Genomic DNA, 24,411 nt, shown 5'->3' with positions numbered 1-24,411 from the left:
GTCGCCATCGCCCAGGCGGTGGACGGCCTCTCTCGCCCTCAGAGATAGCTTCGGCCGTCGAGGTAGGCCCTGCGCCAGCGCCTGATCTCGACGCGCTCGAACAGGCCGACCTTGAAGAATGGGTCCGCCTGGATGAGCGCCTCGGCGTCCGCGCGGGTGTCGACATCGACGACGTACAGGCCGCCGCCGGCGTCGCTTCCGTCGTCGTTCAGCTTCGCGCCGCAGGCCAGGAGCCGGTCCTTGATCCGGTCGAGGTAGACGAGATGCTCCGCACGATTCGCCTTGCGGATGTCCAAGCTTCCAGCCTTGTCGGAGGTCTCGATCATGTACGGCATGGGATTTAGCCTGTCAGTTGGCTGCGATGGCGGAGGGATGCTGTGCGAGCGGCGTGACGCTCAGCGACATGTACGGGTAGAGCGGCAGCGAACTCAGGCTGTCGTGAAGCTCGTCGTTGCCGCCAACATCGAACACGCTGTAGTTGGCGTATTGTCCGGCGACGCGCCATAGGTGCCGCCACTTGCCCTCATGCTGCAGCGTCTGCGCGTAGGCCTTTTCCTCGGCCTTGAGGCGATCCGCCTCCGCCTTTGGCAGAGTGGCCGGAAGATTGACCTGCATGTGGACCATGTAGAGCATGACATCGATCCTGTACTGCGGGCGAGTGTAAACTTTCTGACGTGAGATGGTCTGCCGTGCCCGGGGCCGGCTGAAGACGAGACCGGATCGGAGACACCGCGGTGCCGTCGCGGACGCGCGCTGTGCTGTGTCTTCCCGGTGGACCCGCGATGGAGGGCTTTCCTCAGGCATCGGCGCGGATCAGGTCGGCCGCCTTCTCGGCGATCATGAACACGGCCGCCTGGGTGTTCCCGGAGACGATGCGCGGCATGATCGAGGCGTCCGCCAAGCGCAGGCCGGTCACGCCGCGCACTTGCAGGTTCGGATCCGTGACCGACCCGGGATCGCCGCCCATGCGGCACGTTCCGCAGATATGGTAGATCGTCTGGCCGTCGCGGCGGGCGAAATCGAGCCAGTCCGCATCCGTCCGGCAGTCCGGGCCCGGGTTGAGTTCGGCCCCGCGAAAGCGGTCCATCGGTGCCTGCTCGACGATGGTCCGCGCGATCCTCATGCCCTCGACCATGGCCCGGCGATCCGCCTCGGTGGCGAGGAAGTTCGGGCGGATGGCGGGAGGCTTCAGCGGATCGGGCGAGGCGGCGTGGATCGTGCCGCGCGATTCCGGCCGCAACTGCGTGACGCCGATCGTCATGCCCGGCAGGCGATCAAGCTTGCGCTCGGCGGCGTTGGCGTAGCTCGCGTGCATGAAGAAGTACTGCACGTCGGGCCCGTCAAGCCCCGGCCGCGTGCGCACGAAGCCGTGGGCGAGGCCGGTCCCGAGCGACAGGATGCCCTGCCGGGTAGCGAGATAGCGCGCCGCCGCGAACCCAAGGCGCAGGCCGCGGGTCTGCTCGTTCAGCGTCACCGGCAGGCGCACGCGCCAGTTCATGCGCGTGCAGTAATGGTCCATGTAGTTGGCTCCAATCCCGGGGAGCGCGCACCGCACCGTCACGCCCAGCCCGGCGAGGATCGCCGGATCGCCGAGGCCGGACAGTTCCAGGATCTGCGGTGTCTGAGCCGCGCCCGCTGCGAGGATCACCTCCCCGCGGCAGCGGAACAGCCGCTCGCGCCCGCCGACCAACGCGGCGACGCCGCTCGCCCGCTCCCGATCGAAGGTCAGCCGCAGGACGTGCGCGTCCGTCACGACGGCGAGGTTGGCGCGTCCGAGCGCCGGCCTCAGGTAGGCGTCGGCGGCGCTGACCCGCCGCCCGTGCCGCTGGTTGACCTGGTAGTAGCCGAAGCCGTCCTGGCTCTCCGCGTTGTAATCGGGATTGCGCGGATGCCCGGCCGCTTGCGCGGCGGCGATAAAGGCGTCCGCGATGGCCGGCCGCTCGGCGACTTCGGTGAGCGGCAGCGGGCCGCCGCGGGCGCGCAGCGGATCGGCCGCCCCGTCGTAATCCTCAAGCCTGCGGAAGTAGGGCAGCACGTCGGCGAAGCCCCAGCCGCGGCACCCGGACTGAGCCCACGCATCGTAGTCCTGCGGCTGCCCGCGCACGTAGATCATGCCGTTGATCAGCGTCGACCCGCCGAGGCCCTTCCCCCGCGGAACCGCAATCACCCGGCCGCCGGTTGCCTCCTCGGGTTCGGTCCGGAAGCGCCAGTTGTAGGACGGGTGCTGGAGCAGGCGGCTGAACCCGGCCGGGATCGCGACCCAGGGGCTGCGCGCCCGTCCCCCCGCTTCGAGGAGCAGCACCCGGCGCGTCCCGGACTCGGTCAGCCGGTTGGCCAGGACGCAGCCCGCCGTGCCGCCGCCGACGATCACGTAGTCGAAGTCACCCGCCGCGACGGCGTCGGTATCGATCGGTTCCAAGGTCTGCGCCACGGTTCGCCCCAAGATCCGGCCTCAGAGTGCGCCCATGTGGCGGGCCATCAGGGCGATCTGGCACTCCAGCATCGGCAGGCCCTTCTGGATGCGGCAGCCCGCGGCCAGCGCCGCGGCGAGCAGGGGCGTCGTCTCCGGATCCATGATCGCTTCGGCGACGAACTGGCCGTCGTGGAGGGCGCTGAGATCGAAGGGCGCGGCGTCCTGCGGACGCATCCCGAGCGACGTGCCGTTGACGAGGAGGTCGTGCTCCGCCTGGGCGCCCTCGGCGGCGACCGCCAGCGTGGGATAGGCAGCGCGCAGGCGCTCCGCCAGCGCCCGGGCGCGGTCGGCGGTGCGGTTCAGGATCGTCAGGCGCGCGACGCCCGCCTCGGCAAGCGCGAAGGCGATGGCGCTCGCTGCGCCGCCGGCCCCCTTCAGCGCCGCGCTCCGGCCGCGGGGCTCCAGGCCCGAGGCGCGCAGCGCCTCGACGAACCCGACCCCGTCCAGCATCGTGCCGACCATGCGCCCGTCGGCCTCCCGCCGTACGCAGTTGACCGCCCCGATCTGCTCGGCCTCGCGAGTGAGCGCGTCGCACAGGCCCGTCATTGCCGTCTTGTGCGGGACCGTGGCGATGAAGCCGCCGAAATTGCGCAGGTGCCTCAGCCCGTCCATCACCGTGGCCAAGCCGTCCGCCGGCACGTGAAGCGGGACGAGCACGCCGTCGATCCTGTGGCGGGCGAACAGCGCGCCCATCACCTCGGGGGCCTTCACGTGGTAGATCGGGTCTGCCAGGATTCCGTAGACCCGGGTCCGCCCGGTGATCCCGACCGCGGTGCGTGCGCTGTTCATGGCCGTCCTTCCGTCCATCTGTTGTCCTGACCGGCTCCGGCTTCACGTCATGTAGAGGCCGCCGGCGACGTCGACGGTCTGGCCGGTGACGAAGCTGGCTTCGGCGGAGGTCAGGTAGAAGGCGAGATCCGCGACCTCCTCGGCAGCGCCGAGGCGGCCCATCGGGGTCTCGATCCGGCCCGGGGCGATCGCGTTGACGCGGATGCCGAACGGCCCGAGCTCGGCGGCGAGGTGCTTGGTGAGGCCGATCAGCCCGGCCTTCGACGCCGCGTAGTGGCAGGCGACGATCGGCGAGTAGGTCTTTCCCGCCACCGACGACAGGTTGACGATCCAGCCGCGCCCGGCCGCGCACATCGCCGGCGACAGCGCCCGAACGGTGTTGAACGAGCCCGTCAGATTGACCGCGACGACGCGGTTCCACTCGGCTGGATCCATCTCCCAGACGCGGTGGGCCGCCCCATCGTGCTTGGGGGAGATGCCGGCATTGTTGATCACCGTGTCGAACGGGCCGCCCAGCGCCGCGGCGGCCTCGGACAGGGCCGCCTCGGTCGCCGGGTAATCGGCGACATCGAACTGCAACGGCACGGCGCGACCGCCCGCGGCCTCGATGGCTGCGACCGTGGCCGCGACGTCCTCCGGGTTCACGTCGGCGACGCCGACCAGGGCCGCGCGCCGGCCGAAGCCCTCCACGATCGCCCGACCGATCCCGCGGCCGGCATGGCTCGGCCGGCGAGCGATCGCGTCCGGATTCGTATATCGCTCGGTCATCCCAGATCCTCGGATAGGCGCGCGGCACGTGGTCCTATCGATCTACGGGCGTGCCATCATTCCGAAGATGGCCGGACGAATACGACGAGCCAGGGATGATATACGGAGACTTCACGTCAGGCTGTCCGAGCTGGAAGACCTTCAGGCGCTTGAGCGCCTTCGCCTTGGACGAGACGAGGTGTTCGCTCAGGGCGCGGCAGGCGGTCTCGTGATCCCCCGCCCGGACGGCATTGAGCACGTGGAGATGCTCGTCCATGAATGGGTCGATGCCTGGTCTATCGGGTAAGGCATTCTGGATGTGCTTGCCGACGACGAGGAGGCATCGCGTCCGGCGCAGGGCCTCGGCCATCTCCGTGTTCGGGCTGTGGGCAAGACAGGCGACGTGCAGGTCGTTCTCGAGGACGTCGAGCCCGGCGATGTCGGGGTCAGGCATCGCGCGGGCCGCTTCGACGAGACGCGCTTCCATCGCGGCGACGGCCAAAGCGGGGATGCGCCCGATCGCGGCGCGGAGCAGCGGCGGTTCGAGGATGAGGCGCAGGTCGTAGAGATGCTCGACTCGCGTGCTGTCGAGGGGAATGACCTGCCATTGACCATTCCCCTCCTTCGTCACGAGCCCGACGCCCTGCGCACGCAGGAGCAGGTTACGGGCGACGGTGCGGCCCACGCTGAGATGTCGGGCGAGCGCCAGCTCGTTGACGCGGAAGCGACCGAGGAGGGAGGCGAGGATTACGTCGCGCTCGAGCGCGTAATAGAACGGCTCCCAGCCCTCGCCCGGGCCGAGTTCCCCGTCGAGCTCGATCAGGTCCGGCGTGACGGCGAGGCGCCGGTCCGGAGCGGCACCGCCGACGGCGACACCTCGGCCGTCGAAGCGGTGGACAAGGCCCGCTTCCTCCAGGGCCGCGAAGGCCTGTCGGACGGGCGAGCGACTCGCCTTGAACATCCCGGCGATTGCGCTCTCCACCAGCACGCAGCCTGGGGCCAGCCGGCCAGCCTCGATGGCGCCGCGCAACGCGTCGCCGATCAGCGCATAGGCTGGACGGCGGCGCGCAGCCACGACCCGCCCCGGCCGTGCGGTGCGGGTCCGGGATCCGCGCCCGCGGACGCTGCCTGCCTCGCTCACGTCACGGCGCCGAGCGGCCAGGGCACGAACTCGTTGTCGCCGTAGTCGTAGCCTTCGCTCAGCGAGCGCTCGCCCGAGGCGACCGCGATGATCCGCTCGAAGATCCGCTCCCCCGCCGCCTCGATCGTATCCTGCCCGGTGACGATGCCGCCGCAGTCGATGTCCATGTCCTCCTCCATGTGGGCGTACATCTCGGAGTTGGTGGCGATCTTGATGCAAGGTGCCGGCTTGAAACCCGAGACGGAACCCCGGCCGGTGGTGAAACAGATGACGTTGCAGCCGCCTGCGACCTGGCCCGTCACCGCGACGGGATCGTAGCCGGGCGTATCCATGAAGACGAACCCGCTGCGGTCGATAGGCTCGGCGTACTCGTAGACCGCCGTGAGCGGCATAGTCCCGCCCTTGGCCACCGCCCCGAGGGACTTTTCCAAGATCGTGGTGAGCCCCCCGGCCTTGTTGCCGTGAGAGGGATTGTTATTCAGCTCCGCCCCGTGCCGCTCGGTGTAGTCGCGCCACCACGCGATCCGGGCAACGAGTTTCTCGGCCACCGCCCGGTCGACGGCGCGGCGAGTAAGGAGGTGCTCGGCACCGTAGATCTCCGGCGTCTCCGACAGCACCGCCGTGCCGCCGTGCCGCACCAGCAGGTCCGCGGCGTGGCCGAGTGCGGGGTTCGCCGAAATGCCCGAGTAGCCGTCCGAGCCGCCGCACTGGAGGGCGAGCTTGATTCCCGACACCGGCACGGTCTCGCGCTCGACCGCGTTCACCGCGTCGAGCATTCCGCGGATCGCCTCGGCCGCCGCCTCCACCGTCTTGCGGGTGCCGCCTATCCCCTGGATCGTCATGGTGCGCAGGAACGGCCCCTCCGACAGGCGCGACTCCTCCATCAGCTTGCCGATATGGTTCGTCTCGCAGCCGAGGCCGATTATCAGGATGCCCCCGAAGTTCGGGTTACGGGCGTAGCCGGAGAGGGTGCGCGCCAGGAACCGGTAGCCCTCGGTGGCCGTGTTGATGGCGCAGCCGCCACCATGGGTGAGCGCCACGACCCCGTCGACGTTCGGGTGGCCGGCGAGACCGGTGCGGTTCATGAGGTCGGCGGCCGCCTTGGCGACGGTGGCCGAGCAATTCACGGAGGTCAGAATGCCGATGTAATTGCGCGTGCCGATTTCGCCGTTCGGCCGGCGGTAGCCCTGGAAGGTGCGCCGCTCGGCTTCGGGGAGCAGCGGCGTCGGCCGGGCATCGGCGCAGAAATCGTGAGCGACGGCGCCGTCGCGCATCTCCATGTTGTGAAGATGAACGTGCTCGCCGGAGGCGATGTCCTGGCGGGCATATCCGATGAGCTGACCGTACTTCGTGACCGGCGCTCCGACAGGGATGGGCGCCACCGCCACCTTGTGACCACGCGGGACGCCTTCGCCCCGCGCCTCGACCCCGAATCCCGTGTCGGCGCCCGGATCCAGGCGCGTGCGGGCGACGGCGACGTTGTCGGCGGGGTTCAGGCGGATGGCGGGCGCGGGGCCATCGAGGGCGATCGTCATGGGATCCTCCGGACCGCAGCGGCCAGGACGAAGCCCGGGGGATGCGCGGCGGGTATTTGGCTATTGCGTGCAATGTACCATCATGGTAGCCGTCACGAAGTCAAGAGCGCCCGCAGGCGTCACCGTCCGAGGAAACAAAATCGTTCTGCCGCGATGTCGGCAGGCGAACGCCATCCATCGGCACAAACCAGCATTTCACCGCGACGATGCGCAGCATCGCCTGGGGGAAGACGATGCGTTTTTGCTGTTCACGCACGAGCTGCGCGTATGTCGTATGATCTCGACTTCGCGTTCCTGAACGAATACGGCCCAGATCTCGTGCGCGGCGTCTGGCTGACGCTCGGCATGACCGCGGCCTCGATCCTTCCGGGCTTCGTGCTGGGTACCCTCTGCGCAGTCGGGCGCCTCTACGGGCCACCCTGTCTGCGGCGAGCCGCGATCATCTACGTCGAGGCAATCCGCAACACGCCGCTGGTGATCCAGGTCTTCTGGCTGTTCTTCGGTCTTGCCGTGCTGCAGGTTCGGATCGGCGCCTTCCCGGCGGCGGTGATCGCCCTCGTCATCAACGTCGGCGCCTACACCGCCGAGATCATGCGCGCCGGCTTCGAGACGATCCCGAAGGGGCAAGTCGAGGCGGCGTCGTGCCTCGCGCTGACCCGGAGGCAGGTGATCTGGGGCGTACAATTTCCCCAGGCGGTGGAGCGGGTCTATCCGGCGCTGGTGAGCCAGTTCGTGCTGATGATGCTCGCCACCTCGATCATGTCGCAGATCTCGGCTGAGGAACTGACCGGCGCTGCCTATCAGATCCAGGCGTTCACCTTCCGGGGCTTCGAAGTCTACCTCGTCATCGCGGGGATCTACGTTGTGATGGCCGCCGCTCTGCGCCTCGTCCTGCTCGGCTGCGCCACCGTGGCCTTTCCGCGGCGCCGCCGCCTCGGCACCCCCCTGTGAGGCGGCCGGCATGACCGAAACGACCCTCCTCGGCATCACCTGGGATCAGCTCCTTTTCATCTTGCGCGGCGCCGGCTGGACCCTGGTCCTCTCCCTGCTCGGCTTCATCGGCGGCACGTTGATCGGCCTGCCGGTGGCGCTGGCCCGGGCCGCGCGGAAGAAGGGAGCAGGCTCGCGGCTGCTGCGGCATGGGGCGGGCGTCTACGTCACGCTCGTCCAGGGCATACCCCTGCCGGTGATCATGTTCGTCGTCTATTTTGGGGTCAGCATCGGCGGGTTCGAGGTGCCGGCCCTCGTCGCGGCGGGAATCGCCATGACCCTGTGGTCGGCAGCCTACCTCGGAGAGATCTGGCGGGGCTGCATTCAGGCGGTGCCGCGGACGCAATGGGAAGCGGCCGAGTGCCTCGCACTCACACCGGCCCAGCGCTTCGCCCACGTCATCCTCCCCCAGGCCGTGCGGGTCGCGGTCCCGCCGACCGTCGGCTTCCTGGTGCAGATCGTCAAGAATACATCGTACTCGGTCGTGATCGGGTTCTTCGATCTGACCTATTCGGCGAAGGTCATCAACAACGCCACGTACAAGCCGTTTCAGGTCTTCACTATCGCGGCGTTGATATACTTCGTTATTTGCTACCCGATGTCGGTGCTGAGCCGGCGCTTCGAGGCGCGGATGCGTCGGGCCTGACGGGAGACCAGCGGATGGATGCCATGGCAATCGCCGACCCGCGCCTGGATGCCCCGGCCGCCCGGGCGGACCGGGAGACGATGGTCAGCTTCGAGGATGTGCGGAAGGCGTTCGGAGCTGTCGAGGTGCTGCGGGGCATTACCCTCGACGTGCACCGGGGTGACGTGACCGTGCTGATCGGCCGCTCGGGCTCGGGCAAGAGCACGGCGCTGCGCTGCATCAACGGCCTGGAGATGATCAACGGCGGACGGCTCACCGTCTGCGGACGCAGGCTCCACGAGCCTGGCATCGACCTGCGGGCCCTGCGCCAGGATGTCGGCATCGTCTTTCAGAGCTACAACCTGTTCCCGCATCTCACGGTGGCGCAAAATGTGATGCTTGCCCCGCGCAAGGTGAAGCGCATCGGGATCGGCGAGGCGCGGGAGCTCGCCCGGGAGGTGCTGGACAAAGTTGGCCTCGCCGACAAGGCGGAGGCTTACCCCGAGCAGCTGTCCGGGGGGCAGCAGCAGCGGGTCGCCATCGCCCGCTCGCTCGCCATGCACCCGCGCCTGATCCTGTTCGACGAGGTGACCTCGGCCCTCGACCCCGAGCTGACCGGCGAGGTTCTGCGGGTCATCGAAGGCTTGGCGAAAGCCGGCATGACCATGGTCCTCGTCACCCACGAGATGGGCTTCGCCCGCTCCGTGGCCGACCAGCTGGTGTTCATGCACAAGGGCACCGTGTGGGAAAAGGGCTCGCGCGAGATCCTGCGCGACCCCGCCACCCCCGAACTCCGCCAGTTCGTCGGCAACGGCCTCTGAGCCTGGCCTGCAATCCCGAACGAGAGCCGCGCCGAGGCGGCCGCACATCACATTCCGGAGGACATCCCATGTTCAGGACGCGCACCACCCGTCGCCTCACCTTCGCTCTCGGTCTCAGCGCGCTGGTGCCCGTTGCGGCGCAGGCTGCCGATACCCTCGACACGATCCGCCAGCGGGGCAAGATCCTCGTGGCGATCGACGTGAGCCATCCGCCCTACGGCATGCTCGATGGCAAGGCGCAGGAAACGGGTTCCGACGTCGACACCGCCCGCCTCCTGGCCAAGGGTCTTGGCGTCGGCCTGGAGATCGTCCCCGTCTCCGGGGCCAACCGGGTGCCGTTCCTGCTTTCCGGGAAGGCCGACATCGTGATCGCCTCCTTCTCGATCACTGAGGAGCGCAAGCGCGTCGTAGACTATTCCAAGCCCTACGGCGTGATCCCGGTGGTGATCGCCGCACCCGAGAGCGAAGCCATCGCGAAGCCGGAGGATCTCGCCGGCAAGACGATCGCGGTCGCCCGGGGCACCACAGCCGATATCGAATTGACCAAGGCGCTCAAGTCGGTCTCAGGCGCATCCATCGTGCGCTACGAGGATGAGGCCACCACCAACACGGCGGTCGCCACCGGCCAGCAGTCGATCCTCGCGGCGGCGCTCTCCACCGCCAACAGCGTGCGCGACGCCAATCCGGGCAAGAAGCTGGCGATCAAGATCACCATGAACGCCTATCCGATGGCGGTGGGCCTGCGGAAGAAGGACCCGGAGCTGAAGGCCTGGGTTGACGGCTGGGTCGAAACCAACCTGAAGAACGGCCAGCTCAACGGCATCTACCAGAAGTATTTCGGTCAGTCACTTCCGCCAGAGATGACGAACTGAAGCAATCCTTGCTTCGACTAACTTCCAGAGAGATCATGTCTCGATTGGGAGCAGGGCGAAGTCCCGCAGCCGTCGCGGTGTTGCTACAACGCACCGCCGACGGGTCTGCGGCCCTTCGTCGACGTTAGGACTTCTTCTTCCCGAGTATTATGCGCATGACAAACCTCGCCGGCCCCTACCGGGGCGTCTTCCCGGTCGCCCCCACGGTGTTCGACGCGTCCGGCGCCCTCGATCTCGACAGTCAGCGCCGGGCGATCGACTTCATGATCGCGGCCGGCAGCGAAGGTCTGTGCATCCTCGCCAATTTCTCGGAGCAGTTCGTCCTCACCGACGACGAGCGCGAGACCGTGATGCACGCCGTGCTGGAGCACGTCGCCGGGCGCGTGCCGGTGATCGTGACGACCACCCACTTCGCCACGCAGGTCTGCGCCGAGCGCGCGCGCCGGGCGCAGGCCGCCGGAGCCGCGATGGTGATGATCATGCCGCCCTATCACGGCGCCACGATCCGGGTGCCGGAACTCGGCGTCTACGAGTTCTTCCGCGCGGTGTCGGACGCGATCTCCATCCCGATCATGATCCAGGACGCGCCGGTGGCGGGCACGCCGCTCTCGGCGGCGTTCCTCGCGCGTATGGCCCGGGAGATCGAAAACGTCGCGTATTTCAAGATCGAGACCGCGGGCGCCGCGGCCAAGCTCCGCGAGCTGATCGCGCTGGGCGGCGACGCAGTGGTCGGCCCCTGGGACGGCGAGGAGGCGATCACCCTGATGGCCGACCTCGAGGCCGGCGCCACGGGGGCGATGACCGGCGGCGGCTATCCGGACGGGATCCGGCAGATCACCGACGCCTACGCGGCCGGCCGGCGGGAGGCGGCCATGGACGCCTACGCGCGCTGGCTGCCGCTGATCAACTACGAGAACCGGCAATGCGGGCTTCTGGCCTGCAAGGCGCTGATGAAGGAGGGCGGCGTGATCGCCCACGAGACCGCGCGGCTGCCGGTTCAGCCGCTGCACCCCGACACACGCGCCGGCCTGATCGAACTCGCCCGCCGGAACGACGCGCTGGTGCTCCGCTGGGGCCGGTGACCCGTTCGCACGACGGGACGGCGATCGCATCTCACGGCGAGGCTGCGCGATATTCGGCATGCCGTCCGTGCGCAAACGGTTCGGCATCGCCGCCGTCATACCCAACGTCCGCTGTGGAGCAGCGTTCGACGCCTTCTCAATGACAGGATCGGGCGCAAGTCCGAACATCCGGTTTCGCGCGCGATGGCGAGCTGGTGTGGTGTAGTCTGGCCGAATGCCGCTGTTCGGCCCCGGAGCAAGTCCGAGATGCTCGACGGTCATCCCCTTGTCCTGGCCGATCTGCGTGCGCGGTTGGCCGAGCCGCAGCGCGTCTACCACGGTCAGGCGCATGTCGACGCGCTGCTCAATGATTTCCGCGCCGGCCGCGACGCCTTCCACGTGCCCGATGCCGTCGAGCTGGCGATCTGGTTCCACGATGCGGTCTACGTTCCAGGGGCCCGGGACAACGAGGCGCGCAGCGCCGACCTGCTGCGGCGACGGCTGGATGGTCTGGTCTCGGCGCCGACACTGGCATTGGCCGAGACGATGGTCCGGGCGACTGAGCACCACACCGTCCCGGACGCTCTTCCGTCAACGCAGGCCGAGGACATCGCCGGCTTCCTCGACATGGACATGGCGATACTCGGCGCCGAGCCCGCGACCTATGACGATTATGCCGAGGGCGTAGCGCGCGAGTTCATCCCGGTCGTGGGCGAGGCATCCTATCGACACGGTCGCGCGGCCTTCCTGCGCGCAGCGCTCAATCCTGCCCGAACGCTGTTCCTCACAGTCCGTGCGCGGACTTCGTTGGACGGTCCAGCGCGCTCGAATATGCAACGCGAGCTGACGCATCTATGCTGACGATCCCATCGATGTGGCCGGGTCGAACATGCGTTTTGCGGCGGTCTCGAATTATGGACGATACGCGGCCCGCGTCAGCGAAGGCCCCAGCGCAGGAGCGGCCCCGCCGTACCGGTCGCATCGTCGACGTCGATGAGCCAGCCGCTGCCGATCGAGACCTGAGCCACCGTCCAGACCGCAGCGCCCTCTTTGCGAACGAGGACGGCATGTCCATGGGTTCCCGGAGCGCCGGCACGCCAAGCGGCGGCTCCGGCGATGCCAGCCGCTTCCCGCGCCGAGTGGACTTGCTCCGCAAAAGTGGAGAGCTCTTTTCCTGAAGGAGGAGGGTTCCGATGGCAGACCGGAAGCAAACCTTTACCCCTGAGTTTCGTGCTGAGGCGGTGCGATTGGCGCAGACGAGCGGGCGGTCCCGCCGCGAGGTCGCCGCCGATCTCGGTGTCGGGCTCTCGACGCTGCGCAACTGGATCGACGGTCGACGTGAGCGGGAGATGGACAACCCACCAGCCGACCGGCAGGAGGATATGGCCGCCAAGCTCAAGTGTCCGCGCCGCGAGTACGAGGTGCTACGCTAGGAGCGGGAGATCCTGAAGCGGGCCACCGCTTTTTTCGCCAAAGAGGGAAGTCGATGAGGTTCCGCCTCGTCGATGCGGCGAAGAAGGACTTCCCGGTCGCGCGCCTGTGCAAGGTCCTCGATGTCAGTCCGAGCGGCTACTTTGCCTGGAAAAACCGTCCGGCCTCGACGCGGCAGCACGAGGATCTCGTGCTACTCGCCCATGTACGGGCAACGGCACGGCATCGAGGGCACGATCTCGCAGGGCGTGCGCAGCTTCGGCCTGCGCCGAGCCCGCTACCGCGGACTGGCGAAGACGACCTTCCAAGGGGTGGCCACGACCGCTGCCCTCAATCTCGATCGTCTTGCCGCTTGGTTCGGGCACAGATCGCTGGCTTCGGCGCATACCTCACGCTTCAGCGCTCTCGCCACATAGCCATCGACTTCGCCAACAGTGTCCGGCCGTTTTCCCGTCAAGTTCCGTTCGCATAAGGGAAGGACACTGTTGGCGAAGTGAGCGTGGCCGGCCTGTAAGGCGTTGAGAAGGTTTCCAGTCCGGAGGCCGCCCATGTCGCTCCGTTCGCAACCTCTGCCGCCTGTCCCTGAAGACACCGCTCGAATCGCGCAGGCCGCGTTCCGGCGCGGTAACCCCTACATGCTCCTGCGCGACCGGCTCGGCGCCCTGTTCGCCGATGCCGACTTTGCCGACCTCTACCCGACGCTTGGTCAGCCAGCCTACGCGCCCTGGCGCCTCGCTCTCGTCACGCTGATGCAGTTCCGGGAAGGACTGAGCGACCGGCGCGCCGCCGAGGCGGTGCGAGGGCGGATTAACTGGAAGTACCTGCTCGCCCTCGATCTGGCGGATGCCGGCTTCGACTTTTCGGTCCTGTGCGAGTTCCGGGCCCGCCTGCTCGAACACAAGGCGGGCGAGCGCCTGCTCACCCGTCTCTTGGACGTGGCCCGTGACGGTGGGCTCCTGAAGGCCCGCGGTCGGCAGCGCACGGACAGCACGCACGTGCTGGCCGCCATCCGCACGCTGAACCGGCTCGAGTTGCTTGCCGAGACGCTGCGGGCGGCCTTGAACGCCGTGGCGAGCGAGGTGCCGGCCTGGCTGAACTCTATCGTTCCGGCGGACTGGCACGAGCGTTACGACCGAAGGGTCGTGTGGATCTTGTACGGCACGAACGCGACCAGCGCGCGGAGGAAGTCCGATGCGGTGTAGCGGTTGGCCTCCGTCTCCAGCTTGGCGAAAGCCAGCTTCGAGGTTCGGTCGATAGCCACAAATAGGTAAAGCTTGCCTTCTTCTGTCCTGACCTCGGCGATGTCGATGTGCATGTAGCCGATGGGGTAATCGGCAAAGCGCTTCTTCTTGGGCTTGTCGCCTTCCATCTCTGGCAGGCGACTGATGCCGTGCCGCTCCAGGCAGCGGTGGAGTGACGAGCGGGTCAGGTGCGGGATCGTGGGCTGCAAGCCGTAGAGGCAGTCGTCCAGCGGTAGAAGCGTATGGCGCCGGAAGGCGACGATGACCGCCTCCTCCTCTGGCGTCAGGACGGTCGAGCGGGGTTCTTTCGGCCCCATGGCAGCATCTGCCGTCGACTGCCGCGCGCGCCATTGCTGTAACGTGGTCGGGCTGACGCCGTAGCGCTTGGCCGCCGCTCTCACACTCTCTTGACGTAGCTGTATTGCGCGACGGACCGCCTCCGTCGTGCGGGCGCTGCCGTGGAGAATTTGGCCCATAGCGCATCCCTCGCAGCATGATGGTCAGCAGTACCACCACACCGCGGGATCAAACACCTAGGCCTTCAGGCCATATCATTCCAAGAGCAGGTCCTTCACCTCCTGGGTGGCCTTCTCGCCATAGCAACAGGCGGGGACCCGGCCGTGGTCTTCCAGCTCCAGCGTTACACCGCCTTTCAGCGCATCGAGGAAGGCCCTCTCTCGCTGCGGCTCAACGTAGAAAAAGTAGATCGCCAGGCGGCTGGTGCTGTCCTTCGCGCGGATGATGTGAACGTGCTGGGGCCGCTGGCCGATCAGGCGGTCGCCGTGGGAGCTTCCGGGCGACATGGCAGTCTTCTGCGATAGCGTCACCGCATGATATTGCCGTATCGTCAAAATGGCGAGTGCGTGGCCTGCAGCTCGCGGGTCAGGTCACAGCGGCTCGGCGTGGCCAGGATGGCGCCGAGTTGCCGATCCAGGCTCCGTCGCTTGGCCGAGAGCGTCGCGGCGGCGAGATCGGTGACCCGCTCGGCCAGTGCGAACACGCGCTGCAACCAGAGTTGTAGGCGCCAGGGTACGGGATCGTCGCTGACCTCGACGGCGTAGGCGACGTCGCGCGCCAGATGCCCCCGGCAGGTCTGGTGCTCGGCGGCATGACCTTGTTGAGCGGTGTAGCGGTCCGAGACCCACACCGCAGTTCGATGCCCGTCCATCATCTCGCGCACCACGACAGCGCCGCGTGTCGGCGAGGCCGCGTGCACCACCGCGTCGGCCGAGTGGAACAGCCAATGATTGGCGTTTGAGCCCTCGATGCGCACGCCGGTCTCGTGGCAGGCGACGACCTCGTCCCGGTGGAAGGTCAGGACGCTCATCGAAATATATCCATGTTCGATAAGCTGACTATAGAGAAAAAATCTCTACAAACATGTGCTATAGGATACGATACGAAGGGTTGTAATCCGCACTAAATCTTGACTTCCATCTTCATCATGCAAATTCCCCTTCCCTGTTTCTGGGCCGGTGTTCGTCGTGGTCGAAGGTGCTTCCCGAGCGCCGTTCCACAGGATCATCCATCACGTCCACGGGGCGCTCGTCCCCGTCGGGCACTTGATCGTCTCTGCATTTCACTGTATCCGATGGCCATCGCGTAGCATGATCGACAGTATTCGAACAAATTAGCGCAATCTGCATTGGCAACGCCGCTTGTTTGCCGATCGATGACGACGCATGTCGGGGAGGCGAGAATGGTCAAGCTGCCGGGGAATGTTTCAGGACCGATCGGAGGCCCGAAGACGCCGCCCGAAGGCGCAGTAACCCCCCCAACGATTTCCCCGCGCAACTACATTCAGCAATTCATCAAGCACCTGCAAAGCGGCACCGCGGCGGGCCAAGGCCAGCATTTCGTCTCGTTCTTCGCGACCGTCAGCAACGCATCGCAGGATGGCGATGGTGAGGTGAGCGTGAGTTGCGCCAACGGGACATTCTCCCTTCAGGGCGAGAAGCTCGTGAGCGCACCTTTGAACTTCGGCGCATTATCGTTCGGAGAAGAAATCCCATCTATCGATCTGGATCCGAAGCTGGCTGGCATCGTCATCACCATCGCGCTTGCGGGCGAAGATCTCGTCATGTCGACGAACAAGCTCGGGTCGACCAAGCTCGCGATCTCTTCTGGAGGCCTGTTGGGAGCACAGCAAGGCGGCGTCCTTACGGCAGCGCTGCCACCGCACGCGGATCTGCTTACCCCGGCAATGGCGAAATACACCGTCCCGAAGCTGTGACGGCGTCCCGCCTCACCGATCGCCGAGAAGCTGGAAGCATGGCCTCCATCGCCCTTCCAGCGCTCAGCGGCGAGCTTGTTATGGAAATTTCGCTTATGGTAAGACGGGATATAGAGGCGACCCCGCTCGCTCTCGGATGCCCGCATGTCGGCCAACCTTCCCGCCCCGCTCGCCCAGACCGCCTTCGACGCGGCCGAGGAATTCGCCCGGCAGTCGCTTTCGCCCGCGACACTCGCCGCTTACCGGACCGACTGGGTGACCTTCGTCGATTGGTGCCGATCGGTGGATCTCTCCCCGCAGTCGGCCGAACCGGCTACGGTCGCTGCCTATCTCGCGACGATGGCCCAGACGCATGCGCGATCGACCGTCGAACGCCGCCTCGTCTCGATCGGACAGGCGCACAAGCTGTCCGGCTTCGACTGGTGGCCGTCCGCACCCGGCGATCCGCAACACGCTCCGCGGCATGTTCCGCCGTCACGGCAAGCCGCCCCGGAAGGCGGCCGCGCTTGGCCGGTCGGAAGTAGGCGCGCTGCTCGATGTCTGCGAGGGGAGCATCGTCGCGAATCGCGATCGCGCGCTGTTCCTTGTAGCCTTCGCTGGCGCGCTCCGCCGATCCGAGCTCGCCGCCAGGTGCCGGGAGGACGTTGTGTTCCGGCCTGAGGGTATGCGGATCACCCTGCCGAGATCCAAGACGGATTAGGAAGGCGAGGGGGCCGAGATCGGCATTCCGAATGGTAACGATCCTCAGACCTGCCCGGTCCGCGCGCTCCGTCGCTGGATCGAGGCGTCGGGCTGCGTCGCCGGACCGATCTTTCGAAAGGTGCGAGCCGAAGGGACGATCATGGACGAGGCGCTGCACCCAGCCTCAGTCCGCTACATCCTCCGCAAGCGCGCCGAGGAAGCCGGTCTCGAGGTGGCGCGCAGCAAGCGGCTATCACCGCACGGCTTCGGGGCCGGGTTCGTGACGGAGGCCTACAAGGCCGGCGCCCGCGACGAGCAGATCATGAACCACACGCGCCACCGGAACCTGAACACGATGCGGGGCTACGTGCGCCGGGCGAAGCTGCTGCAGGACAGCCCGGTCAAGCTGCTCGGGCTGTGAGCCCAGTTAGGTTCAATCTGTTCAGTGCTGTACCTGTCTTGAACCTATCTTGATACGGCAAAGCGGCACTACGACGATCTCCGCACCCGATTGCTCGGCACGCGCCACTCGACCGGCCGCCCAGCCTGGTCGCGCACCCCCTTCCGCCCGCTCCACTCCTCAAGAGCCTCGATCAGAAGATCATGCACCTTGACCTTTGGCCCTCGCGCCAGGGCGAAATGCTTGAGCGCCAGCTTCGCCTCCGGACTCATATAAACGAGCGTCGGATCAGCCTTGGTCTCGACCGGCCGCTTCGGACGCGGCGCGTCCTCGGCGGCGATTGACTTCGCCCGCTCAGCCTCTGCCGGCTGCTCGGACGGCTTCAGCGATAGGGCGCCGTATGAAACTGGGGGTGCCTTCGCCATCTCGCCGCATCTCCAATCGAAGCGCTGGCGATACGACGAAGCGGCGATGTTGTGAAAGCCTGCTTAGAGCGTCCCGCACACGCGATTGAGCCAGGCCGATCGCCGTGCCGAGTCGGCGCCGGTCTTGATGTCCTCGGTCGCCCCGCGCTTGTCGCCGGCAGCACGCCGAACACCGATGCGTCTAGCCCAAAAGAGATCGTCATCGGGCTGGGCGCAAACGGCCGCCGTCGCGTCGGCGAGCGCCTGGACGACATTGCCGCCGTCCTTATGGACGGCCGATCGCACAAGCAAGGTTATGGCCCGGGTGCACGGATCGGTCGCGCGGACCGGCGGAATGGTTTCGGCCGCGCTCGCCGACGAGATCGCCCGCCGGCAACGAGAAGCGCCCGGTACAAGCTCATAGCGGAGGTCTCCTCGAATTGAGGGCGAAGCCGCCCCATGTTATGACCATGGCCATGCAACGCTCCACCGCCCGACAGGATCAGACAAAGCCCCGCCCTGCCCCGCAGGAGCGGAAGGCGAAGTTCGTCCAGCCGACGCCGAAGCGGCTCCGCGAGGTACGCAAGGGCATAGAGCTGACGAAGCGCTTGGTCGCAGGCGCGAAGGCGGCCGACGCCGGCGGCGGGACCGACGTGACCGATATGTCCTCAGAGGACTTCATCGCCTTCCTCCGCAGCCGATAACCGCCGGCAGCGAACATGCCGGCCCGGCTGAAGCTGCCGCATCTTGAGCCGAAGCGAAAGCGCGTCATCGCCTCGCCGACGTTCCGCGACCCGGCGAACCTGTCCGACGACGATGATTTTGCCCACGCGGTCGATCGCATCCGTACCTGCATCATCAACGGAACGCCGCTGCCCTCGAAATTCTACAGCAAGGGTGCCGGCGCGGTGCGCGATTACATGCTGTCGACCTACGGCATCATGCACCTGCACCTTGGCGACTGGTCGACCAATGAGCTGCTCTGGCTGGTCCAGTACCCGACGCATGTCGTGTTCCTCGAGCTGAGCGACCACAGACCATTTACCACCAGGCCGCCGGGCGTGAACCTAAACCGCTTTCATTATGCGGGCATCCGGCTCCGTGAACGCGAGATCGATCAGTTCCTTGGGTCTGAAGCCGCAGCAGGAAAGGCACCGCGCCTCACCTTCGGCGAGAAGCGGCGGATGGGCCTCGTCAAGCCGCCGGCGAAGCCGACGGGGAAATGACGTGCGATAGAGACTACCGGTCGTACTACGCTCAATGTTTTGCGAACACGAAGAACGCGGCGACCGCCAAAAAGAAAAACACCGTCGGGTGCTCGTTCATCCATTCGAAAATCGAGCGCCAGGCGAAGTAGATGGCGACGCAGACAATCCCGGCGCCGATCAAGAAGCCTTCATCATGCTGCAAATCGGGCCGGGCACTTACCCAGAAAAAGATGTAGACACTGCCGAGGAAGGCGAACACGCGGACCAGCCGCTCGGAAAACGAGAGGTCGAAAAAGCCGGGCGCGCGGGCTCGACCGGCACCATGTCCGTAGGCGACCGCGCCGCCACTTGATGGCGTCGCTCCCTGTCCGTGCTGCCAGCTTCCTCCATGCAAGCTCTTATGGATCTCGTCGAGGTTGCGATAATGCTCGCGACGGATGCTCTCGCGCTCTTGCTCCTGGCGCCGCTCGTCCGCGCAACGCTGATCGTCCGCACGACGACGCTCCCCGTCCTGCTGCTCGCGCCGGATCTGATCGTCTCTAAAAGGGTCCGACATAACCCGCTCCTCACCAGCCTCCACGAAGCCCTCGTCGACGGCAGGGGTCGTGTGCGGCGGCTGGCTTCGCCGATTGGATCAATGTAGTCGCGGTGGCATAGAGCGAAAAACCACTGACGATCATTTATTTTGACGGGGCGAATTCAGATATCCCGCCCGAGCGTGATGCCCTGATCCTCGGCGCGTAGCCGGACATAGCCGCGCATCAGGTTCTCGCGGAACCCGAACCATCCTGAGCCGTGCCCGATTACGACGCGGCCATGCCCTTCTTTCCGAAGCGAGAGCAGGCGCTGGTTGAAAGCGTCTCGTGGCAGGAAGCGCCGATCGCCCCGCGAGTCCATGATCCGCCGGTAGCTCGCGTCATGTATGTCGGTGACCTGGCGCCGGTCCGACGTGCTGTCGGCCAGCGCCCAAAGCGCCTCTTCATAATCGAGCGTGTTGCGCGTCTTCTGAACGGCCTTCTGGTACTGGGACCGCAGCACGACGTCGCTTCGCTCAAGCGCACCCTTGATCCCGGCCCGGAAATGCCGCCGCTCGACCGTCGTCACTGGGTCTGGATCGTCGAATACATTCCAGAACATCGTATCGCCGATCAGGTGGACGAAATGCGGGAAGCCGTCGCTGATCTGGCTGATGCGGACGAGCATCTCATGGGCGATCGAGATGCCGACCATCTCGGAAACCGTCGTGATGATTTTCCAGAGCGCGTCGTGGCGAAGACGCTCGAGCTTGATCGTCTCAAGGATGCGCCCCGCCGATTGGTGGGCGTTGATAAGCTCCTCGACGTCCGAGGCGATGCCGCAGAAGATGAAGCGAACTTCGTTGCCGAGGGTCGGAATGTTCTTGATGAACTCCGCGAACTTGTCGCGCTCCTCGACCTTCTCGATCCGTTCCATCTCGTCGATCACCACGACGAGCTTGCCCTTCCGCTTCTCGGCGACGTAACGGATGACGTCGAGCGCCTCGTCGATCGTTGTCGGCGCCGGGATTGCCGAGCTGCCGGGCGTGCCGGCGTTGACCCCGACACTGGCCCAAGGCGCCACCCCGAAGTTGAACCCCCGTCCCGTGGCGGGCTTCTCGAACCGCTCGACGATGCTGATCGTCTTGTTGCCGACCGCCTGGATGACGTCGCTGAACCCGCTGAGGCGGCCGCACGGGACATAGATCGGGATGTTCTCGCTGCCGGTGTGAACATGGGCAGCGGTGACGGCAAGGCTCGACTTTCCCACTCCTCGATCGCCATAGACGAAGATCTGGCGGCCGGGTGAATTCAGGGCGCGGTCGATAGCGGTCAGGTTCTTTTGCCGGCCGAAGAGGCGCTCGGGGGTTTTGATCTCTTCGGACGGCGTCAGGTTGGTCGCGATGATCTCGCGGAACTCGTCCTCGGTGATCCCGGCAATCGACATGCACGGCCCCCTGCCCGCCCAGCCTTCGGCCGTGGCGCAACCTGTGATGCCTACATGGGGGCCGAAGCGTTGCCGGCAATGGCGCGATGGGCCTCAGTGGTGGGTCGGGCTTGCCGCTGGCCGGAGCCGCATGCGTTTAGCGATCTCGCGCGCCTCGCGGTAGCGGTCGTTGCGAGGAGCGGTCTCGACGGGCGAGGCGTCAGCCGGCTCTTCAGTCACGTCCGGCGCTTCGGCACTGACGATGACGATCGGCTCAGGCGGCGCGGCCTCCTGCGGCTCGGGCTTCGGCGCCGCGCTCTTCGCGGCGGCTGGGGCTTCCGTCTGACGCATCAGGCCGGCAATCCAGCCGATGCTGCCACCCACGATGCCACCCGCCAGCGTGCCGATCACAGGAATAAACGAACCGGCGATTGCGCCTACGGCCACTCCTTCGACTGTGCTGGTGATCATGTTGCTGGCGACGCGCTCCGTAGCTTCACCTTCGGCGGCGGAAAGCTCGTTCATTTCCTTGCACTAGAACATGTGAATCACCCCGCGCTGGTACGCCTTTTGAAGGCATACCACTCAACCGCGGCGCAGGAAGGTGGTGGCTCAGCGCGTATCTGCCGGCCTCGGCGCTCGGCCTCGGAGCGACGTTCGTGCGCCCGCTGCTCGGGCTTCCCCTTACCAAAACGATCGGCCCCATTCACCTCATCGAGGAGAAGCTGCCGCGGTCATCGAGCCCGAGTTGGCGTGTGTAGAGTTGCTGTCGAGTTCCGCTCCGGACTGCCTTGCCTTCCAAGAACATCCTCGAGCACCTCCCGCGACTCTGCGCCGATCGTGTCGCATTCCGTGGCCAAGGCATCGTTGACAGCCTGCACCTCGCGATCTGTAGCGCTGTCAACCCCGAGCCCACGAGAATGCGGCACGACCTTAAGCGCGGCGCGGGACGCGACGGGAAGCCAAAGATCGGCGCCGGGCTTCGTCAGCAAAAATGGAGATCCCGGGCGGTTTACGGTGGTGACCGGCTGACTGCCGATGATGAAGGGCTTCTGATTATCTGTCAGGATGACAAGGTCGAACCGGCATTCCGATAAAACTTTCGCCAGCTCCGATCCCATCGGACTGCCCATCGCGTCGACGATGGTGTTCTGGCGCATCCGCTCAGCGGCTTCGAGCCCGACCAACGCGCCCTGCTCCGTTTCGGTTAGAGGGCGATACGCATCAACCCACTCTTTCACGCGCGTTTCAAGCATCGCCTCGAACTCTTTGTACCCCTCCAGATTTTGATTGAAGCCAGGTGTCCTTATCCACTGGTAGTAGAAGAACTCGACGACCGTATCCCGGTAATTTTGGACGGCTGACATATCGCCCGTTTGCGCGGCTGTAATGCACGCGTCGAGCGCAGGCGACCACACCCCTTCCTTTTGGCTGAAGCGCTCTTCCAACTCGACCGTCTTTGCTCCGTCCCTATCGACCTTCGAGTAGCCGTGTCCGACAACGAAGGCGTTGGCGATCTTGCTGGAGCGAATAGCCGGTTTCCTGTCCAGCTTGCTGAACAGTTGCAGGTTTTCGCCATCGAGCGTGAACCTGCGGAGGACCATCTCAGGCACGAAGTGATGCCGCTTTGGAACGGAGCGCGGCTTGGCATTTTCTGAGGTCATTTTGCGCTACATGGGCTGAGCGACCGTGGAGGCAAGCGAGTCCCCGTCTCGTCGCGTCTTTCCACGAAAGACGCTCAGCACGATCCATGAACGCAGCGTTTCGTCATATCGCCGCATCATCGAGCTTGGTGGGGTCACATCGCCAGTGTATGATGTTGTGGCCGCTCCCTCCCCTCACCTCGCCGTTGGCGCCGTTCGAGTCAAAAACATTCAGCGCTCGTTATTATCCTCTTCATATCCCGTAAACTCATCCTCATCCGGAGCATAGAACTCAACGGCATCGTAGGTCTGGGTTTTAACGTAACGGTCGGCAAGATCGACCGCAGCCAGCCGTGACAAGCCAGTAATCTTGAGACCGCACGCGATGCACTCGAACTGGTTCGGCAGATACTCCTGCTTCTCGATTATCTCACCCTTTTCGAGTTTTCGTGTCCATGCCAAGACGGGGCTGCCCACAACGAGCGCGTCCGATCCACAAGCCGGGCATTTGACACGATGGCCCGTTTGGCGCGTTGCCCATACCTGCGCCTGAGTACCGAGGGTGGTTCGATCCTCCGCCGATTTCGCTTTCCATACCTTTTGATGCGCTTCGACTTCGCCTTTCACCGCCTTCGCGCTTTCGTCGGCCGCCGCAGCCATGATGATTTTTGCAGCCTTCGCCTCGTCCTCACCGACGAATTCTTCCAGTGTCAGCCCCATCGACTCCAGCAGTACGGCACATGTCTGATAGAACCGTGGCTGCCAGGACGAACCCTTCACGCCGTCAAAGCCCAGCTCGCCTGAATGCAATTCGGCGTTGCGGCGGGCGGTATGCTGAGCGCCGAAGCTTTCGCGCTCGGGTGGAAGTCGGGCAGCATGGCTCCAAGCCGCCGAAAGATTTCCGACAGCTGTATCGATTTCGGCGAGTACTTCTTCTCGATAGGCTCGAAGCCAAGAGCGCTCACCAAGTGCGATCCGGTCCTATCATGTTCTGCCAGCAAAGCCGGATGGATGTTCGCTAGCGCCGCGCGAGCAAGCAGCTCTAGGTGTATGATCCCGGGATGTGGTGTGACGGATCGATCCTGAAGCGTTTGGGCTCTTTCGTCCAGACCTGCAGGACATCCTCGTAGGGCGTGAGGCCGCGCAGGGTCTTCAGCCGACGGGCATGGTTGTAGGCGTCGACGAACAGCTGCAGGTGCGCCCGGAGCTGTTCGTGGGTTTCGTAGTGGTAGCGCTTGACCGTGGCGTCCTTGATGGTGCGGTTCATCCGCTCGACCTGACCGTTGGTCCAGGGATGGTTGGGTTTGGTCAGGCGATGCTCGATGCCGTGCTCGTGGCAGACGCGATCGAACATGTGCCGGCTGTAGAGGGCTGTCGGGCCTGAGCGGTTGCGCGGGGCATGGCAGAATTGCACCCCATTGTCGGTCAGCACCGTGTGGATCTTGTACGGCACGAACGCGACCAGTGCTCGGAGGAAGTCCGATGCGGTGTAGCGGTTGGCCTCCGTCTCCAGCTTGGCGAAAGCTAACTTCGAGGTTCAGTCGATCGCCACAAACACGTAGAGCTTGCCTTCCTCCGTCCTGACCTCGGCGATGTCGATGTGGACGTAGCCGATGGGGTAATCGGCAAAGCGCTTCTTCTTGGGCTTGTCGCCATACATCTCGGGCAGGCGGCTGATGCCGTGCCCTTCAAGGCAACGGTGCAGCGACGAGCGGGTCAGGTGCGAGATCGTGGGCTGCAGGCCGTATAGGCAGTCGTCCAGCGGCAATAGGGTATGCCGGCGGAAGGCGACGATGATCGCCTCGTCCTCCAGTGTCAGGACCGTCGACCGAGCTTCTTTTGGCCCCATGGCGGCATCGGCCGTCGACTGCCGTCCGCGCCATTTCTGTATCGTGGTCGGGCTGACGCCGTAGCGCTTGGCCGCCGCTCTCACACTCTCTTGACGTAGCTGTATTGCGCGACGGACCGCCTCCGTCGTGCGGGCGCTGCCGTGGAGAACTTGGCCCATAGCGCATCCCTCGCCGCATGGTGGTCAACAGTACCACCACATCGCGGGATCAAACACCTAGAGCGAGGCTCGACCAGAGGCCATAGTCCCAGTCGTCTCGACCAAGGCCTTCCGTCTGCTGCATGTACCGAACAGCTTTGTCGTAGAGCGCTTGCGCGTCCCACGCG

27 protein-coding genes and 6 pseudogenes are annotated in these 24,411 nt (G+C 65.7%); 14 read left to right on the top strand and 19 right to left on the bottom strand.

The window, feature by feature from the left end; all coding sequences use genetic code 11:
* Positions 1–38: 38 nt before the first annotated feature.
* From ABIE45_RS31105 to ABIE45_RS31070, 8 genes are all read right to left on the bottom strand, one after another.
* A complete protein-coding gene (locus ABIE45_RS31105) occupies positions 39–335 on the bottom strand; it encodes a YciI family protein (RefSeq protein ID WP_192711383.1) in 297 nt (98 codons plus the stop codon).
* Between the two features lie 13 nt (positions 336–348).
* Complete coding sequence (gene catC / locus ABIE45_RS31100) at positions 349–633, bottom strand: muconolactone Delta-isomerase (protein ID WP_192711384.1); 285 nt, start codon at positions 631–633, stop codon at positions 349–351.
* Positions 634–796: 163 nt separating this feature from the next.
* Complete coding sequence (locus ABIE45_RS31095) at positions 797–2,431, bottom strand: GMC family oxidoreductase N-terminal domain-containing protein (RefSeq protein WP_192711385.1); 1,635 nt, start codon at positions 2,429–2,431, stop codon at positions 797–799.
* A 21-nt stretch (positions 2,432–2,452) separates the two neighbouring features.
* Complete coding sequence (locus ABIE45_RS31090; protein ID WP_192711386.1) at positions 2,453–3,262, bottom strand: shikimate dehydrogenase; 810 nt, start codon at positions 3,260–3,262, stop codon at positions 2,453–2,455.
* Positions 3,263–3,304: 42 nt separating this feature from the next.
* On the bottom strand, positions 3,305–4,030 hold the full coding sequence (locus ABIE45_RS31085) for an SDR family NAD(P)-dependent oxidoreductase (protein ID WP_192711387.1): 726 nt from the start codon (positions 4,028–4,030) through the stop codon (positions 3,305–3,307).
* Positions 4,031–4,064: 34 nt separating this feature from the next.
* Positions 4,065–5,084: a GntR family transcriptional regulator gene (locus ABIE45_RS31080; protein WP_192711388.1), complete on the bottom strand. Its 1,020-nt coding sequence runs from the start codon at positions 5,082–5,084 to the stop codon at positions 4,065–4,067.
* Between the two features lie 62 nt (positions 5,085–5,146).
* A complete protein-coding gene (locus ABIE45_RS31075) occupies positions 5,147–6,685 on the bottom strand; it encodes an altronate dehydratase family protein (protein WP_192711389.1) in 1,539 nt (512 codons plus the stop codon).
* A 100-nt stretch (positions 6,686–6,785) separates the two neighbouring features.
* Complete coding sequence (locus tag ABIE45_RS31070; protein ID WP_192711390.1) at positions 6,786–6,941, bottom strand: hypothetical protein; 156 nt, start codon at positions 6,939–6,941, stop codon at positions 6,786–6,788.
* A gap of 11 nt (positions 6,942–6,952) precedes the next feature.
* On the opposite strand from ABIE45_RS31070, the gene ABIE45_RS31065 reads away from it, so the two are divergent.
* The 9 genes and pseudogenes from ABIE45_RS31065 to ABIE45_RS31025 all read left to right on the top strand — a co-directional run.
* Complete coding sequence (locus tag ABIE45_RS31065; protein WP_192711391.1) at positions 6,953–7,636, top strand: amino acid ABC transporter permease; 684 nt, start codon at positions 6,953–6,955, stop codon at positions 7,634–7,636.
* A 10-nt stretch (positions 7,637–7,646) separates the two neighbouring features.
* The gene (locus ABIE45_RS31060) at positions 7,647–8,321 is read left to right on the top strand and encodes an amino acid ABC transporter permease (RefSeq protein ID WP_192711392.1); all 675 of its coding nucleotides are present in this window, start codon (positions 7,647–7,649) and stop codon (positions 8,319–8,321) included.
* 23 nt (positions 8,322–8,344) lie between these two features.
* The gene (locus ABIE45_RS31055; RefSeq protein WP_209578440.1) at positions 8,345–9,121 is read left to right on the top strand and encodes an amino acid ABC transporter ATP-binding protein; all 777 of its coding nucleotides are present in this window, start codon (positions 8,345–8,347) and stop codon (positions 9,119–9,121) included.
* A gap of 68 nt (positions 9,122–9,189) precedes the next feature.
* Entirely contained in the window at positions 9,190–9,993 is an 804-nt protein-coding gene (locus tag ABIE45_RS31050) for a transporter substrate-binding domain-containing protein (protein WP_192711394.1), read from the top strand.
* Positions 9,994–10,148: 155 nt separating this feature from the next.
* Positions 10,149–11,075: a dihydrodipicolinate synthase family protein gene (locus ABIE45_RS31045; RefSeq protein WP_192711395.1), complete on the top strand. Its 927-nt coding sequence runs from the start codon at positions 10,149–10,151 to the stop codon at positions 11,073–11,075.
* A gap of 246 nt (positions 11,076–11,321) precedes the next feature.
* Positions 11,322–11,915, top strand: a complete 594-nt coding sequence (locus ABIE45_RS31040) for a hypothetical protein (RefSeq protein WP_192711396.1) — start codon at positions 11,322–11,324, stop codon at positions 11,913–11,915.
* Positions 11,916–12,247: 332 nt separating this feature from the next.
* A pseudogene (locus ABIE45_RS31035) lies at positions 12,248–12,699 on the top strand (transposase); the annotation flags it as partial.
* Positions 12,689–12,901, top strand: a pseudogene (locus tag ABIE45_RS31030) (transposase); the annotation flags it as partial. The pseudogenes ABIE45_RS31035 and ABIE45_RS31030, both read left to right, overlap by 11 nt.
* 132 nt (positions 12,902–13,033) lie before the next feature.
* Positions 13,034–13,627: pseudogene (locus ABIE45_RS31025) on the top strand (transposase); the annotation flags it as partial.
* Here the strand turns inward: ABIE45_RS31025 and ABIE45_RS31020 are convergent.
* The 3 genes and pseudogenes from ABIE45_RS31020 to ABIE45_RS31010 all read right to left on the bottom strand — a co-directional run.
* A pseudogene (locus ABIE45_RS31020) lies at positions 13,621–14,202 on the bottom strand (helix-turn-helix domain-containing protein); the annotation flags it as partial. The pseudogenes ABIE45_RS31025 and ABIE45_RS31020 sit on opposite strands and share 7 nt — an antisense overlap.
* A 75-nt stretch (positions 14,203–14,277) precedes the next feature.
* Positions 14,278–14,529, bottom strand: a complete 252-nt coding sequence (locus ABIE45_RS31015) for a hypothetical protein (protein WP_192711397.1) — start codon at positions 14,527–14,529, stop codon at positions 14,278–14,280.
* A 62-nt stretch (positions 14,530–14,591) separates the two neighbouring features.
* Positions 14,592–15,032: pseudogene (locus ABIE45_RS31010) on the bottom strand (transposase); the annotation flags it as partial.
* A gap of 393 nt (positions 15,033–15,425) precedes the next feature.
* Here ABIE45_RS31010 and ABIE45_RS31005 point away from each other — a divergent pair.
* The 3 genes from ABIE45_RS31005 (at position 15,426) to ABIE45_RS30995 (ending at position 17,061) form a co-directional block, all read left to right on the top strand.
* On the top strand, positions 15,426–15,959 hold the full coding sequence (locus tag ABIE45_RS31005) for a hypothetical protein (RefSeq protein ID WP_192711398.1): 534 nt from the start codon (positions 15,426–15,428) through the stop codon (positions 15,957–15,959).
* Positions 15,960–16,103: 144 nt separating this feature from the next.
* Positions 16,104–16,619 carry a hypothetical protein gene (locus ABIE45_RS31000; protein WP_373622931.1) on the top strand — a complete coding sequence of 172 codons (516 nt, stop codon included), beginning with the start codon at positions 16,104–16,106 and terminating at the stop codon, positions 16,617–16,619.
* A gap of 181 nt (positions 16,620–16,800) precedes the next feature.
* Entirely contained in the window at positions 16,801–17,061 is a 261-nt protein-coding gene (locus ABIE45_RS30995) for a DNA recombinase (protein ID WP_373622930.1), read from the top strand.
* A 68-nt stretch (positions 17,062–17,129) separates the two neighbouring features.
* Here ABIE45_RS30995 and ABIE45_RS30990 read toward each other — a convergent pair whose 3' ends face one another.
* Positions 17,130–17,465 (bottom strand): hypothetical protein, encoded by a 336-nt coding sequence (locus ABIE45_RS30990; RefSeq protein ID WP_192711399.1) that lies wholly within the window; start codon positions 17,463–17,465, stop codon positions 17,130–17,132.
* Positions 17,466–17,908: 443 nt separating this feature from the next.
* Here ABIE45_RS30990 and ABIE45_RS30985 point away from each other — a divergent pair, with 443 nt between their 5' ends.
* Entirely contained in the window at positions 17,909–18,148 is a 240-nt protein-coding gene (locus tag ABIE45_RS30985; RefSeq protein ID WP_192711400.1) for a hypothetical protein, read from the top strand.
* Positions 18,149–18,163: 15 nt separating this feature from the next.
* The gene (locus ABIE45_RS30980) at positions 18,164–18,670 is read left to right on the top strand and encodes a hypothetical protein (protein WP_192711401.1); all 507 of its coding nucleotides are present in this window, start codon (positions 18,164–18,166) and stop codon (positions 18,668–18,670) included.
* Between the two features lie 31 nt (positions 18,671–18,701).
* Here ABIE45_RS30980 and ABIE45_RS30975 read toward each other — a convergent pair whose 3' ends face one another.
* The 7 genes and pseudogenes from ABIE45_RS30975 to ABIE45_RS30945 form a co-directional block, all read right to left on the bottom strand.
* A complete protein-coding gene (locus ABIE45_RS30975) occupies positions 18,702–19,208 on the bottom strand; it encodes a hypothetical protein (RefSeq protein WP_192711402.1) in 507 nt (168 codons plus the stop codon).
* Positions 19,209–19,351: 143 nt separating this feature from the next.
* Complete coding sequence (locus ABIE45_RS30970) at positions 19,352–20,614, bottom strand: ATP-binding protein (protein WP_192711403.1); 1,263 nt, start codon at positions 20,612–20,614, stop codon at positions 19,352–19,354.
* A gap of 93 nt (positions 20,615–20,707) precedes the next feature.
* Positions 20,708–21,118, bottom strand: a complete 411-nt coding sequence (locus ABIE45_RS30965; protein WP_192711404.1) for a hypothetical protein — start codon at positions 21,116–21,118, stop codon at positions 20,708–20,710.
* Positions 21,119–21,327: 209 nt separating this feature from the next.
* The gene (locus tag ABIE45_RS30960; RefSeq protein WP_192711405.1) at positions 21,328–22,257 is read right to left on the bottom strand and encodes a DUF4238 domain-containing protein; all 930 of its coding nucleotides are present in this window, start codon (positions 22,255–22,257) and stop codon (positions 21,328–21,330) included.
* A gap of 210 nt (positions 22,258–22,467) precedes the next feature.
* Positions 22,468–22,956, bottom strand: coding sequence for a hypothetical protein (locus ABIE45_RS30955; protein ID WP_373622929.1), 489 nt, complete (start codon positions 22,954–22,956; stop codon positions 22,468–22,470).
* A 56-nt stretch (positions 22,957–23,012) separates the two neighbouring features.
* The gene (locus tag ABIE45_RS30950; RefSeq protein WP_373622928.1) at positions 23,013–23,201 is read right to left on the bottom strand and encodes a hypothetical protein; all 189 of its coding nucleotides are present in this window, start codon (positions 23,199–23,201) and stop codon (positions 23,013–23,015) included.
* Positions 23,202–23,278: 77 nt separating this feature from the next.
* Positions 23,279–24,244 (bottom strand): annotated as a pseudogene (locus ABIE45_RS30945) (IS481 family transposase).
* Positions 24,245–24,411 lie beyond the last annotated feature (167 nt).

The sequence above is a fragment of the Methylobacterium sp. OAE515 genome, from assembly GCF_041806315.1.
GTDB classification, from domain to species: Bacteria; Pseudomonadota; Alphaproteobacteria; order Rhizobiales; family Beijerinckiaceae; genus Methylobacterium; species Methylobacterium tardum.
Note: the sequence above shows the minus strand (reverse complement) of the source record. Positions and strands in the feature narration are given on the sequence as shown.

Coding starts and splice junctions, on each gene's coding strand:
- ABIE45_RS30965 (WP_192711404.1), bottom strand. CDS start 21,118: ATGAACGAGCTTTCCGCCGCCGAAGGTGAAGCTACGGAGCGCGTCGCC.
- ABIE45_RS31075 (WP_192711389.1), bottom strand. CDS start 6,685: ATGACGATCGCCCTCGATGGCCCCGCGCCCGCCATCCGCCTGAACCCC.
- ABIE45_RS31090 (WP_192711386.1), bottom strand. CDS start 3,262: ATGAACAGCGCACGCACCGCGGTCGGGATCACCGGGCGGACCCGGGTC.
- ABIE45_RS30975 (WP_192711402.1), bottom strand. CDS start 19,208: ATGTCGGACCCTTTTAGAGACGATCAGATCCGGCGCGAGCAGCAGGAC.
- ABIE45_RS31045 (WP_192711395.1), top strand. CDS start 10,149: ATGACAAACCTCGCCGGCCCCTACCGGGGCGTCTTCCCGGTCGCCCCC.
- ABIE45_RS31040 (WP_192711396.1), top strand. CDS start 11,322: ATGCTCGACGGTCATCCCCTTGTCCTGGCCGATCTGCGTGCGCGGTTG.
- ABIE45_RS30980 (WP_192711401.1), top strand. CDS start 18,164: ATGCCGGCCCGGCTGAAGCTGCCGCATCTTGAGCCGAAGCGAAAGCGC.
- ABIE45_RS30990 (WP_192711399.1), bottom strand. CDS start 17,465: ATGGCGAAGGCACCCCCAGTTTCATACGGCGCCCTATCGCTGAAGCCG.
- ABIE45_RS31000 (WP_373622931.1), top strand. CDS start 16,104: ATGTCGGCCAACCTTCCCGCCCCGCTCGCCCAGACCGCCTTCGACGCG.
- ABIE45_RS30955 (WP_373622929.1), bottom strand. CDS start 22,956: ATGGGGCTGACACTGGAAGAATTCGTCGGTGAGGACGAGGCGAAGGCT.
- ABIE45_RS31005 (WP_192711398.1), top strand. CDS start 15,426: ATGGTCAAGCTGCCGGGGAATGTTTCAGGACCGATCGGAGGCCCGAAG.
- catC (WP_192711384.1), bottom strand. CDS start 633: ATGCTCTACATGGTCCACATGCAGGTCAATCTTCCGGCCACTCTGCCA.
- ABIE45_RS30960 (WP_192711405.1), bottom strand. CDS start 22,257: ATGACCTCAGAAAATGCCAAGCCGCGCTCCGTTCCAAAGCGGCATCAC.
- ABIE45_RS31055 (WP_209578440.1), top strand. CDS start 8,345: ATGGCAATCGCCGACCCGCGCCTGGATGCCCCGGCCGCCCGGGCGGAC.
- ABIE45_RS31065 (WP_192711391.1), top strand. CDS start 6,953: ATGTCGTATGATCTCGACTTCGCGTTCCTGAACGAATACGGCCCAGAT.
- ABIE45_RS31060 (WP_192711392.1), top strand. CDS start 7,647: ATGACCGAAACGACCCTCCTCGGCATCACCTGGGATCAGCTCCTTTTC.
- ABIE45_RS30995 (WP_373622930.1), top strand. CDS start 16,801: ATGGACGAGGCGCTGCACCCAGCCTCAGTCCGCTACATCCTCCGCAAG.
- ABIE45_RS31105 (WP_192711383.1), bottom strand. CDS start 335: ATGCCGTACATGATCGAGACCTCCGACAAGGCTGGAAGCTTGGACATC.
- ABIE45_RS31015 (WP_192711397.1), bottom strand. CDS start 14,529: ATGTCGCCCGGAAGCTCCCACGGCGACCGCCTGATCGGCCAGCGGCCC.
- ABIE45_RS30970 (WP_192711403.1), bottom strand. CDS start 20,614: ATGTCGATTGCCGGGATCACCGAGGACGAGTTCCGCGAGATCATCGCG.
- ABIE45_RS30985 (WP_192711400.1), top strand. CDS start 17,909: ATGACCATGGCCATGCAACGCTCCACCGCCCGACAGGATCAGACAAAG.
- ABIE45_RS31050 (WP_192711394.1), top strand. CDS start 9,190: ATGTTCAGGACGCGCACCACCCGTCGCCTCACCTTCGCTCTCGGTCTC.
- ABIE45_RS31085 (WP_192711387.1), bottom strand. CDS start 4,030: ATGACCGAGCGATATACGAATCCGGACGCGATCGCTCGCCGGCCGAGC.